Genomic DNA, 14355 nt, shown 5'->3' on the forward strand with positions numbered 1-14355 from the left:
ATTCTGGACCAGTAACGCGATAAAGACGATTGTTTCACATTGCTAATGACTATAGCAGGAGCTATATTCGAACCCATGAGCACCCTGGCACCCCGCGACCCTTCGGCCTCCACTGCGGCCAGCCTGGGTGCGCTCAACGCCTCGGTGGCGGTGCCCGACAAGGGCCACTGGTGGTTCCGCCTGCTGGCCTTCCTCGGCCCGGGCTACATGATCTCGGTCGGCTACATGGACCCGGGCAACTGGGCCACCGACCTCGCCGGCGGTTCGCGCTTCGGCTACCTGCTGCTGTCGGTCATCCTCATTTCCAACCTGATGGCGGTGATCCTGCAGGCGCTGTCGGCGCGGCTGGGCATCGCCACCGGCATGGACCTGGCGCAGGCCTGCCGCGCGCGTTACCCGAAGCCGGTGAACCTGGCGCTGTGGGCGCTATGCGAGGCGGCGATCATCGCCTGCGATCTGGCCGAGGTGATCGGCACCGCGATCGCACTGAAGCTGCTGTTCGACCTGCCGCTGCTGTGGGGCGCGGTGATCACGGCCTTGGACACGCTGCTGGTGCTGCTGCTGATGAACCGCGGCTTCCGTGCACTGGAAGCCTTCGTGATCGCGCTGCTGATGGTGATCTTCGCCTGCTTCGTGGTGCAGATCGCGATGGCCGCGCCGCCGGTGATGGCAGTGCTGGGCGGCTTCATTCCGCGCGCGCAGGTGGTGACCGATCCGCATGCGCTGTACATCGCCATCGGCATCATTGGTGCCACGGTGATGCCGCATAACCTGTATCTGCATTCGTCGATCGTGCAGACCCGCGCCTACCCACGCACCGATGAGGGCCGCCGCAGTGCGCTTCGCTGGGCGGTTACCGACAGCACCATTGCACTGACTCTGGCCCTCTTCATCAATGCCAGCATCCTGATCCTGGCAGCGGCGGTGTTCCATGCCAATGGCCGTTTCGACGTGGAAGACATCGAGCAGGCGCACCAGTTGCTGGCACCGATGCTGGGCGTCGGCCTGGCCTCGACATTGTTCGCGGTGGCACTGCTCGCCTCCGGCCTGAACTCCACGGTGACCGCGACACTGGCCGGGCAGATCGTGATGGAAGGATTCCTGCGCCTGCGCCTGCCACCGTGGCTGCGGCGGCTGATCACCCGCGCACTGGCGATCATTCCGGTGGTGGTGGTCATCATGCTGTTCGGCGACCAGGGCGCGGTGAAGCTGCTGGTGCTGAGCCAGGTGGTGCTGTCCATGCAGCTGCCCTTCGCGATCATCCCGCTGGTACGCATCGTGACCGACAAAGTGACGATGGGCGCGCTGGTGGCACCGCGCTGGCTGGGCGGCATTGCGTGGGTGATCGCGCTGGTGATCGTGGTGCTGAACGTGAAGCTGCTGGTGGATACGTTCGCAGCTGGTTGATCCGCGCGGTGGGAATCCGCCGGGCATGGCCCGGCGCTACCGCTGGCGACCTGCAGTAGATCCACGCCACGCGTGGATGTGGCATGACCGGCGCTACAGGAACTCCGCGATGGCCGCTTCGATCTGGTGCGGCGACTGGAAACCCGGCATGCGCATGCGCTCGTCACCGTCCAGGAACAGCGACAACGTAGGGGTCTGCCGCAGGCCCAGCTCGCGGAAGAACGCCTCGCCCACCACCTCCAGCTGCACCCGCAGCAGGGTCGTGCCCTGGCCTGCAGTGCCGCTGGCCACCCGCTGCAGCGACATGTCCAGCATCCGGCAGCCCGGGCACTGGTCCTTGTGGAAGTCCACCAGCACGCGTGGATGGTCGGCCAGCAACTGCTGGAACTGCTCAGGCGTGGTGGCGTCGATGATCTGCATCGGTGGTACTCCAGTAGTGATCCAGGACCGCATCGGTCCAGGTATCGATGGCCGCGGCATGCCGCCGGCCATGTGGCATCTGTTCGATCTCCAGCGGCGGGTAGCCACTGTGGAAATAGCGGATCAGCCGGTGCACCGCACCGCAGTAGTACTCCTGCCCCCACTGCGTTTCACCGGTGCCGAACACCGCCACCTGCCGCGGCCGCTGGCCGCGCTCGGCGATGCCTGCCACCCAGGCCTTCATCTCCGATGGCGTGCGCCCGGCGTTGTCGGTCCAGCAGCCCAGCAGCACCAGGTCGGCCTCATCCACCGGCAACGGCGGGCCCTGGCGCAGGTCGTCGGCCTCCTGCCAGTGCACGGCGTGGCCTGCGGCCCGGCAACGCGCGGCGATGTGGCGGCCGAGCTCACGGGTGTTGCCGCTGAGCGACGCCACCACGATCAGGATGCGCAGCGCCGGGCCGCCCTCAGAGGTCGTCGAAGCCGTTGTCGACGTTGGTCTTCTTGTAGCTTGCATTGCGCATCTCGAAGAAGTCGGTCTTGGTCTCGGTGAAGTTGTCGGCGTAGGCCTTGATCCACGGCATCACGTTGTCGGTGGTGTCGCTGTACAGGCGCTCGATGCCGAGCATGCCGGCCATCTTGTTGGCGCGGTACTTCACGTAGCGCACCATCTCGTCCACGTCGATGCCATCAATACCATCCAGCACCTCCGACGACCACTGCGTCTCCAGCTCGATGGCATGCTCGAATGACTGGTGCACGTAGGCGGTCAACTCGTTGGTCTGCAGCTCCGGGTTCTCACCGATGATGGCGCGGATCAGCTCGCTGATGAACTTGGTATGCGCCAGCTCGTCGCGGTTGATGAAGCTGATGATCTTGCCGGTGCCATTCATGCGGTTCTGCCGCACCATGTTGTAGAAGTACGCAAACCCGGAATAGAAGTTGATGCCTTCCAGGATCGAGGACTGGATCAGCGACTTCAGCAGCGTTTCGGCAGTCTTCTCGCGCATGAAATCGTCATAGGCCCCCATGATCGGCGCGTTGCGCTTGATGATGGTGGGATGGGTGCGGGCGATCTCGAAGATGCGGTTCTGGTTGGGCAGGTCGGTGATCGAGGCCAGCACGTAGCTGTAGCTCTCGTTGTGGATCACCTCCTGCTGGCCGATGATCGCCGCGTTGGCGTGCGCGGCCGGATCGGTGATGTACTCGGCGACGTTGTAGATGAAGCGCGTCTGCGGCGAATCCAGCGTGGCCAGCAGGCCGATGATGGAATCGTAGGCGTTCTTCTCGCGCGCGTTGAGCTCGCCGTACTGGCGTGCATCCACCTTCATGTCCACTTCGTCGGGGATCCAGAAGTTGGTCGACAGCTCCTTGTAGGCGCGATAGAACGACGGGTACGGAATGTCGTTCCAGTTCAGGATGCCGCTGGTGCGGCCGTTGATGATGCCGGTGCTGCGGTTGGGGTGGCGCGGTTCGAGGATCTTGATGCGGTCCAGGGGTGTTGCCATGGTCTTCTGCCTTCGTTCTGTTGCTGACGGGTTGCCGGCCAGCGGCCGGCACTACCACCGAGGGGTCGGGCTGGTCAGCTCGAGCACCACTCGCATTCGCTGATATCGATGTCGTTGGAGCGCACGTAGTAGGTGGTCTTCAGGCCTTCGCGCCAGGCGCTCAGGTGCAGCTCCAGCAGCGTGCTGGCGCGGATGGTGCTGGGCACGTACAGGTTGAAGCTGATCGACTGATCGACATGGCGCTGGCGGCGCGCGTTCTGGCGAACACTGGCGAACTGGTCGACCTTGTAGGCACCCTTCTCGTAGTACGGCCAGGTCTCCAGCGACAGGCCCGGTGCGGCCACCGGACGCCGGAAGTCCTTCTTTTCCTCGTAGTAGAACGCGCTGTAGATCGGGTCGATCGAGGCGGTGGAACCCGCGATCTGTGCCGTACTCATGTTCGGCGCCACCGCCAGCAGCCAGCCGTTGCGCAGGCCGTTGGTGGCCACCTCGCGCGCAAGACTGTCCCAGGCCGCGCCACTGTAATCGCGGTCACGGAAATAGTTGCCGTTGTGCCAGTCGCTGCCGGCGAACATCGGATAGCTGCCCTTCTCCTTGGCCAGCTGCGCGCTGGCCTGGATGGTCAGGAAGTTGATGCGCTCGTACAGGCGGTCGGCCAGCTCTTCGGCATCCTGCGACTCCCACTGGATCGACTGCTGCGCCAGCAGGTGGTGCCAGCCGAACGTACCCAGGCCGATGGCGCGGTACTTGCGGTTGGTGATCGTGGCCTGCGGCACCGGCAGTGCGTTGAGGTCGATCACGTTGTCGAGCATGCGCACCTGGATCGGGATCAGGCGTTCCAGCACGTCGGTGGCCAACAGGTCATCCGGTGCACTGATCGCACGGCCGAGGTTGATCGAAGACAGGTTGCAGACCACGAAGTCACCGGCACGACGCGTCGTGACGATCTGGTCGCCGCTGACGATCTCCTGGATCATCCGCGTCGGGCTCATGTTCTGCAGGATCTCGGTGCACAGGTTGCTGGAATAGACCATGCCCGCATGCTTGTTCGGGTTCTTGCGGTTCACTTCGTCGCGGTAGAACAGGAACGGGTTGCCGGTTTCCAGCTGGCTGAGCATGATCCGCTTGAACAGGTCGATCGCTTTCACCGTGCGACGGCTGATGCGCTCGTCGGCCACCAGCTCGGCGTAGCGGTCACGGAAGCTGCCCTGCCCTCGCTTCTCGTCGTAGAAATCCTGCAGGTACCAGCCCTTGGCCTGCTTCACCTCGTGCGGATCGAACAGGTACCAGTCGGCACGGCGCTCGACGGCCTCCATGAAAAGATCCGGCACGCAGATGGCGGTGAACACATCATGCGCACGCAGGCGCTGGTCGCCGTTGTTCAGGCGCAGGTCCATGAACGCTTCAATGTCGCGGTGCCAGATGTCCAGATACACCGCCACCGCGCCCTTGCGCTGGCCGAGCTGGTCGACCGACACCGCCGTGTTGTTGAGCTGCTTGATCCACGGCACCACGCCGCCGGAGGAGTTGGCCACGCCACGGATCGGCGCACCGCTGCTGCGTACGTAGCCCAGGTAGGCGCCGACGCCGCCGCCGTGCTTGGACACGCGCGCGATATCGGTATTGGAGTCATAGATGCCCTGCAGGCTGTCGTCCACCGTGTCGATGAAGCAGCTCGACAGCTGCCCGCCCACCTTGCCGGCATTGGCCAACGTCGGCGTAGCTACCGTCATGTACAGATTGGACAGCGCCCAATACGCCTCGCCGACCAACTGCATGCGCCGCTCACGCGGCTTTTCCTCCTGCATCAGGTACAGGGCAATGGTCAGCCAACGCTCCTGCGGCAGCTCATACACCTCGCGGCTGCGATCGGTAGCCAGGTAGCGCGTGGCCAGCAGGTACAGCCCGTTGTAGGCGAACAGACGATCGCGTTCGGGGTCGATCATCTCGCCGGCCTGCTGCAGCTCTTCCTTCGAATAGCAGCGCAGGATGTCGTTGCTGTAGATGCCGCGGTCGGCCAGGCTTTCCTGCAGGCCCACGTAGGAACCGTACTTCAGGCTGACATCGTAGAAGCGGTTGCGGCTGGCGCGCTTGTACAGCCGGCGCAGGTACAGGCGTGCAGCGAACTGTTCCCACTGCGGCGCGACAAGGTCCACGCGCGATTCCGCTTCGCGGATCAGCAGATCCACCAGATCATCGGCACTGATGCTGGGCTTGCGTTCGACCATCGCCAGCACCACGCGGCGATAGTCGGCCACATCCAGCTGCGGCAGCTCGGCGTGGATGGTGTCGATGCTGCGCAGCAGGCGCGCCGCATCGAACGGCAGGCGACGATTGCCGGCTTCCTTGGTGATCCAGGTCGGCACGCGCTCGCCGCTGGCGCGCATGGCGTCGCCGGCGCCGGCCAGGTCGGCCACGCGGAAGGTACTGTCGGTCATGGTGGTGGAACTCCAGGCTCGTGCGCGCGTCGGCGCCCGATGCCATGGCGGCCCTGCACGCGATACCGGCGCACGGGGCGAACGGGTGAAGTGCCAAGGGGCGGGAACACAGGTCGTCGGCATCTGCCTGCGCCTGCGGCCGGTATCCGGGCCGTGGGGGCGACCTGCGTCCGCACGGTGGCGGCCGCGTCGACACGGCAAGCCTTCAGGGGCGGGCCGCGGGACGTTTGCTGCATGTCCGGCGGCGGCGGCTGACCGGGAGTGACGGACACAACATAGTGGGGATGTTCCGAGCCGTCAACACAAGATGCGGTGATCGCGCGCCAACGCGACCATCGGTCGCAGGATGCCGTGTTGCACGTGCGCGGCCTTGTCGACGCTGAGCGCATCCCCAGTTCGGTACAACTTCAACTTTCATTGGAACACCGCCCATGCGCGCTGCCCTGTACTCCTCCTTCGGCGATCCAGCCCAGGTCCTCGCCGTTGCCGATGCCCCCCTGCCCGAACCCGGTCCCGGCGAAGTACGCATCCGCACCGTGCTGGCCTCGATCCACAACCACGATCTGCTGACCGTGCGTGGCCTGTATGGCTACAAGCCGACGCTGCCGGCGATCGGCGGCAGCGAAGCACTGGGCGTGGTCGATGCGCTCGGCGAAGGCGTCGACGGCCTGCAGATCGGCCAGCGGGTTGCCGCCGCCTCGGTGCACGGCACCTGGGCCGAAGCGTTCATCGCACCGGCGCGGATGGTGATCCCGATGCCGGACGCGATCGCCGATGAAATGGCCGCACAGCTGATCGCCATGCCGCTGAGCGCGTTGATGCTGCTGGAATTCCTGCACGTCGAGCAGGGCCAGTGGATCGTGCAGAACACCGCCAACGGTGCCGTCGGCAAATCGCTGGCGATGCTCGCAAAGGCGCGCGGCGTGCACGTGGCCAACCTGGTGCGCAATGCCGAGGCCGTGGCGCAACTGCAGGCACTGGGCATCGATCACGCGTTCGATACCTCGGTGGACGGCTGGAAGGACCGCGTGCGCGAAGCCACCGGCGAAGCGCAGGCCGCTGCTGCAGTCGACTCCATCGGTGGCGATGCCAGCGGCGACCTGGTCGACCTGCTCGGCCACCACGGCACCCTGGTCTCTTTCGGTGTGATGAGCGGCGAACCGATGCGCATTCCCGCCGGCGGCCTGATCTACAAGGAAGCCACGGTGAAGGGCTTCTGGGGCAGCAAGGTCAGCCAGGCAATGGCGGTGGAAGACAAGCGGCGGTTGGTTGGCGAACTGCTGAAGCGTGCGGCGAGCGGCGAACTGACCCTGCCGGTGGAGCAGATCTTCGCGCTGGACGACATCACCCAGGCAGCGAAGGCCGGCGCGGGTTCGGGCCGTAACGGCAAGGTGTTGCTGCGGCCTTGATGGGCTGGACAACCGGGGTCAGATCCCTGGGAGGAGTGCGGACCAACGGTCCGCACCCACCAAAGAGCGGTCCTCACCCACCGAAGCGCAGACCGCCCCATCGAGGGTGCAGACTTTCGTTAAGAACCTGTGATGTATAACTGAATGCGCTTTCGTCATTGGAAGGCGCACGTGGCTGCGTGCGGTACTGACGGCTCCTCCCCCGTTCGGCGTTGTCGCTTCCATGTACCGCACCACCCTGAACCTGCTTGCCAGCGCCATCGCGCTGGGCCTCATCGCCGGCGCTGCCGGCGCCGCTGAAACCGCCGACTCCGGCAAGGACAGCACCACCCTAGGCACCGTGCTTGTGACCGGCTCCAACATCAAGCGCAGCGATACCGCTGGGCCCAACCCGGTGCAGATCGTCAGCCGCGAACAGATCGAGCAGACCGGCCGCTCCACCCTCACCGACGTGCTGCGCAACCTGTCGGCCAACGCCGGCAACAGTTTCGACGAGCAGTACACCGGCAGCTTCGCCGCGGGCTCGGCGTCGATCGGCCTGCGCGGCCTGTCGCCGAAGAACACGCTGGTGCTGGTCAACGGCTATCGCGTCTCCAACTTCGGCTTTGCACTCAATACCCAGGACACCTTCGTCGACCTCAACGCACTGCCGATCAGCGCGGTCGAGCGCATCGAAGTGCTGAAGGATGGCGCTTCGGCAGTGTACGGCTCAGATGCCATCGCTGGCGTCATCAACATCATCCTGCGAAAGAACTTCCAGGGCGTGGAAGTCGGCGGTGGTTTCGGTACCGCCACCCAGGGTGGACTGGACGAGCGCAAGGCCAACCTGCTGGCCGGCTTCGGTGATCTGGAACAGCAGGGCTGGAACGTGCTGTTCGGGCTGGACCTGCTCAAGCGCGACCGCCTCGATGGCGATGACCGCGCCTATACCCGCAGTGGTGACTTCCGCGACAAGCCCGGTGGCCGCCTGGCCGGCTGGTCCACTGCCGGTGGCAACTGGCTGAGCAACCCCCGTGCACCGCAGCCGTTCGCCAACTGCCCCGACGGCAGCCAGCTGCGTCCGTACAGCGACTTCGGTAGCACCCTGCCCGGCCAGGCCTGCGCCTTCAATGCCCAGCCGTTCAAGACCCTGCAGCCCGGCGCCGAGCGCCTGCAGGCTTCGTTGAGCGCGACCTACCGCTTCAATGACAGCATCGAAGCGTTCGCCGACGTCCTGTACAGCCACAACAAGGCCGACCAGATCTTCAGCGCGCCGCTGACCGTTGGCCCCGGCCTGCGCGCCTACAACCCGGCCACCGGCACCCTGATCGACGTTCCGGCGGTGCTGCCGGTCGGTCATCCGAACAATCCGGGCAACACGCCGCTGCCGTTCGAGTACACCTTCTTCGATCTCGGCCCGCGACTGAAGGACAACACCCAGGTGTTCTACCGTGCCCTGGCCGGCGTGCGCGGCAGCGGCGAGCGCTGGGACTGGGAAGTGGCAGCGCTGACCTCGCAGAGCGCGCAGCGCGAGTACGTCGATAACTTCGTCAACCGCTACGCGTTCGAGCAGATCCTGCGCGATGGCAGCTACAACTTCCTCAACCCGTCCAGCACGCCGGGGGCGCTGGATGCACTGCGCCTGCAGACCAAGCGCCCGGGCTGGTACAAGCTGCACGCGTTGAACGTGAAGGCCTCGACCTCGCTGTGGGAGCTGCCGGCCGGTGCAGTCGGCTTCGCCTGGGGCGCCGAGTTCCGCAAGGAATCGCTGGATGCGCGTACCAGTGCGCAGGTGCTGTCGGGCACCGAACTGCGCCCGGCCATCAACGTGGTCAACGGCGAGCGCCAGGTCAGTGCCGCCTACGCCGAACTGAGCGTGCCGTTGCACCGCACGCTGGAACTGCAGCTGGCCGGTCGCGGCGACCGCTACGATGACTTCGGCAAGGCGTTCTCGCCGAAGGTGGCGCTGCGCTGGCAGCCGCTGGACAGCCTGCTGCTGCGCGGCTCGTTCTCACGCGGCTTCCGCGCGCCGTCGCTGCCGGAGATCGCGCCGGGCCAGACCGTCAGCTACGGCTCGGTGATCGATCCGCTGGATCCGCTGCAGCCCGGCGGCAGCCGTGGCGTGACCAACATCCGCACCGGCAACCCGGACCTGAAGGCCGAGCGCTCGCGCAATTTCAACGTGGGTGCCGTGTGGTCGCCGGATGGCGATACCAGCATCGGCCTGGACTGGTACCGCATCGAGCAGGACAACCTGGTCAAGCCGGACAGCGCGCAATACATCGTCGATCACCCAGAGTTGTTCCCGGGCCGGGTGCAGCGCGAGAACGGCCGCATCCAGTTCATCACCAACCAGTACGCCAACCAGGGTGAGCTGACCACCTCGGGGCTGGACCTGGACGCCAGCCGCACCTTCCGCACCGACGGCTGGGGCAACTTCACCGTGGCCGGCAGCTGGACCCATCTGCTCAGCTTCAAGCAACCGCTGGTGGCCGGCCAGGCGCCGTACGAAGGGGCCGGCAACAACCGCCACGGCGCACTGCCGCGTACGCGCGGCACGACCTCGCTGAACTGGGCGGTGGGCGACTGGAGCAGTACGCTGAGCCTGCAGTACGTGAGCGGCTACGACCAGCGCGTAGCGACGGCGACCAGCAACCCGGGATTGCGCGACCGCATCAAGCCCTATCACCAACTGGATCTTTACGTGGCGTACGAAGGCATTGCCAACACCACGCTGTCGCTGTCGGTGCTGAACCTGACCGACAAGGACCCGCCGTTCGATCCGGCCGGCGGCTCCAATGGCTTCGACATCAGCCAGTACAACCTGCGCGGGCAGTTCGTCTCGCTCGGCGCTCGCTACCGGTTCTGAAGCGGTAACGGGGCGGCGGTGATGCGCCGCCCCGTTCGCGTTGCCGGCCAGCGGCCGGCACTACCACCGCACCCACCGCATCAGCGGCTCAGATGCAGGAACTGCAGGTGCCGTTCGTACTGGCTGATGATGTCGTTGATGATCTGCTTGCGGCTGTAGCCCACCAGATCGTAATCCTGGCTGCCTTCGTACAGATGCACTTCGGCGCGGTAATAGCGCTGGTTGCGCAGCTGCTGTGCGGCGAACGACGGGGTCAGGTAGCCACTGAGGATTACCCGGTACTGGAAATCCTGCTGCTCGCCGTGATTCACCGACAGCTCCATGTCACCGGCCTCGAAGCGCGTGGCCACATCCCAACCCTGCCCTCGCAGCTGCTCGGCCACCGCCTCCATCGCCGGCTTCACGGTGTCGTCCATGAAGCGGTAGACCTGGTCGCGCACCGGGAAATGCATGGCCTGGGTCAGGCGCTGGCGCCAGCCCTGGTGGTGGCGGTCGTCGCCGATCAGCGGCGAAGGCCGGTATTGCTGCGCGCGTTTGCGATGCGACTCATCGCTGAAGGCGCGGGTCAGGCCCCACATCATCAGCAACAGCACCGCCGAGAACGGCAGCGACGCCAGCACCACCGCCGATTTCAATGCATCGATGCTGCCGGCCAACAGCAGGCCAGCGGTCAGCACCGCGATCACCGTGCCCCAGAACACACGCAGCCAGCGTGGGCCATCGTCCTCGGGCGCACCGCCATGCGAGGACAGCGTGGACAACACCACCGCCCCCGAATCCGCCGACGTCACGAAGAAGATGAAGCTGATCAGCACGGTCACCGCGATCACCGCCTTGCTCCACGGATACCCATCCAGCAGGGCATACAGCACGGTGGGTGGGTCATCCACCGCCAGCTGTGCCAACTGCTGCTGGCCATGGTGCAGCACCTGGTCCAGTGCACTGTTGCCGAAGATCGACAGCCACGCCAGGGTGAAGCCGAGCGGGATCAGCAGCACGCCGAACACGAACTCGCGGATGGTGCGGCCACGCGAGATGCGGGCGATGAACAGGCCGACGAACGGCGCCCAGCCGATCCACCAGGCCCAGTAGAACACCGTCCAGCCGCCCAGCCATTCGGGACGGCCGCCATAGGCGTACACATCGAAACTCTTGCCCACCACGCTACCGAGGTAGTCGCCCAGGTTCTGCATCAGCGTGCTGAGCAGGTACTGGGTGGGGCCGGCGCACAGCATGAACAGCACCAGCGCGATCGCCAGCAGCATGTTGATGTTGGCCATCCAGCGCACGCCCTTTTCCACCCCGGAAACGGCCACCGCCACCGCTGCGCCCATCATGGCGACCACCAGGATGATCTGCACCAGGTTGGAGTGCGGGATGTTGAACAGGTGCGACAGGCCTGCGTTGAGGTGCAGCACGCCGAAGCCCATGTCGGCGCCAATGCCGAACACGGTGGCGACAATGCCCAGCGCGTCCACGGTGTAGCCGATCGGGCCATTGATGCGCTTGCCGATCAGCGGGTAGAGGGCCGAACGCAGTGCCAGCGGCAGATTGTGCCGGTAGGCGAAGTAGGCCATCGCCATCGCCGCCAGCGCGAACACGCCCCAGCCATGCAGGCCCCAGTGCAGGAACAGCAGCTGCATGGCCTGGCGCGCACCGGCCTCACCGGCCGCCGGATCGCCTTGCGGCGGCTGCATGTAATGGGTCAGAGGTTCGGAGACGCAGAAGAAGAACAGCGTAATGCTGATGCCGGCGGCAAACAGCATGCCGGCCCAGGAGAGATAGCTGAACTCCGGCTCGTCATGGTCCGCGCCGAGCTTGATGCCGCCATACTTGGACAGCGCCACGCCGACCACGAACACCAGGTACAGGGTCATTGCCAGCAGGTAGTACCAGCCGACATTGAGGGCGGCCCAGTCCTGCGCCTTGACCAGAAGGCGGCCCGCACCGAGCGGGAACAGGCTGACGAACAGCGCGAACGCCACGACAACGATCGCCGCGAAGGCGAACACAGGTCGAAGGGTGCGCACCGGGGATTGTTGCGGCTCCAGTACTTCCATGGGGCGGCGTTCTCCGGTAGATCAAAGGGTTAGCCGACCGATTGTGGCTGAACCGCAGTGGACAGAGCATGAAGTTGCAGCCTGCGGTCACAGGCCCGGTCCACCATTCCGTGCTATCACGCGCGCGCCGAAGCGCGCCTGCAAGCGCAGCCGCGCGCGGACCGCGTGCATCGCGGCCACGCGCGTACTGTCCAATCACGACATCACATGCACCGCGCACAGCTTGTTGCCATCCGGATCGCGCAGGTAGGCCAGGAACAGCTGCCGCCCGGCCATGTTGCGGATACCGGCCGGGTCTTCGATGGCGGTGCCACCGTGGCTTACGCCTGCGTCCTGCCAGCCACGCACGGCATCGGCACTGTCCAGGGTGAAGCCGATGGTGCCGCCATTGGCGTGGCAGGCCGGCTCGCCATCGATCGGTGCGGTGACGATGAACATGCGGCCATCCTTGAAGTACACCAGCCGGCCCTTGTCATCGAAGACGCCCGGTCGTGCGCCCAAGGCGGTGAACAATGCATCGTAAAAGCGATGGGCGACGTCCATGTCGTTGGTTCCAACGGTGATGTGGCTGAACATGCGGGCACTCCCTGCGGAAAGACCGCAGTGTCGGCGAGCCCGGCGGTCATCGCAAACGCCCTGGCCATTGCCCCCTGCGCAGGGTTTGTCGTACACCGCTCGATCACACTATAATAGGAATCATTCTCATTAATGATCGATGCCGATGGCCGTGCCCGCCGCCTCCAGCACCGCGCTGGCGGGGTTCTACCGCGAACACCATGGCTGGCTGCTGGGCTGGCTGCGGCGCCGCACCCACAACGCCGATTGCGCCGCCGACCTGACCCAGGACACCTTCGTGCGCCTGCTCAGCCGTCGCGTCGATCCGACCGAACTGCGCCTGCCGCGTGCCTATCTCAGCACCATCGCGCACGCGCTGCTGGTCAACCACTGGCAGCGTGCGGATCTGGAGCGCGCCTACCTGACGGCCTTGGCCGCGCAGCCAGAGCCGGTGCATCCATCGGCCGAAGAACGCACGCAGGCACTGCAACTGCTGCATGCCATCGCCGACATGCTGTCCGGCCTGGCCGAGCGGCCACGCCGTGCGTTCCTGATGGCACGACTGTCCGGCCTGGGCTATGCGGAGATCGGCCAACAGCTGGGCGTGTCCGAACGCATGGTCAAGAAATACATGGCGCAGGCGATGCTGCATTGCCTGCGCCTGTCCGGCGGCGCAACAGCATGAGCACCGCGCTGGCCAGCCCAGCACTGGAGCAAGCCGCCGAATGGTTCGCGCTGCGCGAGCAGGGCTGGAGTGATGACGAGCAGTACCGCTGGCGCGCATGGCTGCAGGCTGATGCCGGCCACGCCGATGCGTGGCGTCGGGTCGAGTCGGTCTGGCAGTCCTTTGCCCCCCTGTCAGCAGCAGCCGCTGCCACAGCGCTGGATGCCGCAGGCCGTCGCCGCCGGCAGGCTCTGCGCGGCCTCGGAGGTGCACTTGGCATCGGCGCGGTCTCGCTGCTGGGCCTGCATGGCCTGCAGGCACAACGTGGCCTGCAGACACAACGCACCGCCGCCGGACATACCGGGCACTGGATACTGGCAGACGGCAGCCAGCTGTGGCTCAACGCCGACAGTGAAGTCACGATCGACATCGGCAGCGACCGCCGCGCCCTGCATCTGCTGCGTGGCGAACTGCTGCTGCAGACCGGCCATCACCCCGCCTTCGCCGACATGCCCTTGAGCGTGCATGTGCCGGGCGCACGCCTGCAGCCGATCGGCACCCGCTTCGCGGTCGGTCGCGAGGCGCAGGGCAGCCGCTTGGATGTATTTGAAGGTGCCGTGCGCTGCCTGCCGCTGTTCGGCGCGGCGCTGAACATACGTGCTGGCGGTGCCGTGCAGATCGGCCCGATGGGTGGACTCTCCCCGGTGGCTGCGGATCCGTTGCGCGGTGACTGGCAGGAGGGACGCCTGCAGGTGCAGGACACACCCATGATACGGATCATCGATGAGCTGGCCCGTCACCATCAGGGCTATCTCGGTTGTGATCCGGCGCTTGCTGCATTGAAAGCCACGGCGGTGCTGCCGCGACTCGACAGCATGCAGGCACTGCAACTGTTGGCCCGCGCCCTGCCGATCCGCATCGAGCAGCGCTGGCCGTGGTGGACCGTCGTGCGTCCGCTTTGAAATCGCGGTTCCCTTTCTGTGCGCTCACCGGGCAATACAAGGGAACCCATTGCGGATGTTGCCGCCCCCATGAAACTGCCCTGCCCC

General features: G+C 65.7%; 11 protein-coding genes. 5 read left to right on the forward strand and 6 right to left on the reverse strand.

Annotated elements, in window-relative coordinates; all coding sequences use genetic code 11:
• Positions 1-75 precede the first annotated feature (75 nt).
• Positions 76-1407: an Nramp family divalent metal transporter gene (locus DI041_RS01445; RefSeq protein WP_046987065.1), complete on the forward strand. Its 1332-nt coding sequence runs from the start codon at positions 76-78 to the stop codon at positions 1405-1407.
• A 93-nt stretch (positions 1408-1500) separates the two neighbouring features.
• On the opposite strand, the gene DI041_RS01450 is transcribed toward DI041_RS01445, so the two are convergent.
• The 4 genes from DI041_RS01450 to DI041_RS01465 all read right to left on the reverse strand — a co-directional run bounded on the left by DI041_RS01450 (position 1501) and on the right by DI041_RS01465 (position 5719).
• The gene (locus DI041_RS01450) at positions 1501-1827 is read right to left on the reverse strand and encodes a thioredoxin family protein (protein ID WP_136637857.1); all 327 of its coding nucleotides are present in this window, start codon (positions 1825-1827) and stop codon (positions 1501-1503) included.
• On the reverse strand, positions 1799-2278 hold the full coding sequence (locus tag DI041_RS01455) for a flavodoxin (protein WP_046987068.1): 480 nt from the start codon (positions 2276-2278) through the stop codon (positions 1799-1801). The genes DI041_RS01450 and DI041_RS01455 overlap by 29 nt, the downstream gene beginning before the upstream one ends.
• Positions 2279-2291: 13 nt before the next feature.
• On the reverse strand, positions 2292-3332 hold the full coding sequence (locus DI041_RS01460) for a ribonucleotide-diphosphate reductase subunit beta (RefSeq protein WP_046987064.1): 1041 nt from the start codon (positions 3330-3332) through the stop codon (positions 2292-2294).
• A gap of 74 nt (positions 3333-3406) precedes the next feature.
• Positions 3407-5719, reverse strand: a complete 2313-nt coding sequence (locus DI041_RS01465; RefSeq protein WP_248298409.1) for a ribonucleoside-diphosphate reductase subunit alpha — start codon at positions 5717-5719, stop codon at positions 3407-3409.
• Positions 5720-6201: 482 nt separating this feature from the next.
• Between DI041_RS01465 and DI041_RS01470 the strand changes: the two genes are divergently transcribed.
• Both DI041_RS01470 and DI041_RS01475 read left to right on the forward strand, forming a co-directional pair.
• Positions 6202-7179 (forward strand): zinc-binding dehydrogenase, encoded by a 978-nt coding sequence (locus tag DI041_RS01470; protein ID WP_136637855.1) that lies wholly within the window; start codon positions 6202-6204, stop codon positions 7177-7179.
• Between the two features lie 223 nt (positions 7180-7402).
• A complete protein-coding gene (locus tag DI041_RS01475; protein WP_046987061.1) occupies positions 7403-10027 on the forward strand; it encodes a TonB-dependent receptor in 2625 nt (874 codons plus the stop codon).
• A gap of 80 nt (positions 10028-10107) precedes the next feature.
• On the opposite strand, the gene betT is transcribed toward DI041_RS01475, so the two are convergent.
• Together betT and DI041_RS01485 are read right to left on the reverse strand one after the other, a co-directional pair.
• Entirely contained in the window at positions 10108-12087 is a 1980-nt protein-coding gene (gene betT, locus DI041_RS01480; RefSeq protein WP_046987060.1) for a choline BCCT transporter BetT, read from the reverse strand.
• A gap of 195 nt (positions 12088-12282) precedes the next feature.
• Positions 12283-12663: a VOC family protein gene (locus DI041_RS01485; RefSeq protein ID WP_006372781.1), complete on the reverse strand. Its 381-nt coding sequence runs from the start codon at positions 12661-12663 to the stop codon at positions 12283-12285.
• A 145-nt stretch (positions 12664-12808) separates the two neighbouring features.
• On the opposite strand from DI041_RS01485, the gene DI041_RS01490 reads away from it, so the two are divergent.
• Both DI041_RS01490 and DI041_RS01495 read left to right on the forward strand, forming a co-directional pair.
• On the forward strand, positions 12809-13327 hold the full coding sequence (locus tag DI041_RS01490) for a sigma-70 family RNA polymerase sigma factor (RefSeq protein ID WP_136637854.1): 519 nt from the start codon (positions 12809-12811) through the stop codon (positions 13325-13327).
• Positions 13324-14268, forward strand: coding sequence for a FecR family protein (locus DI041_RS01495; protein ID WP_136637853.1), 945 nt, complete (start codon positions 13324-13326; stop codon positions 14266-14268). The genes DI041_RS01490 and DI041_RS01495 overlap by 4 nt, the downstream gene beginning before the upstream one ends.
• Positions 14269-14355 lie beyond the last annotated feature (87 nt).

This window comes from Stenotrophomonas maltophilia (genome assembly GCF_004920835.1).
GTDB classification, from domain to species: Bacteria; Pseudomonadota; Gammaproteobacteria; order Xanthomonadales; family Xanthomonadaceae; genus Stenotrophomonas; species Stenotrophomonas maltophilia_AQ.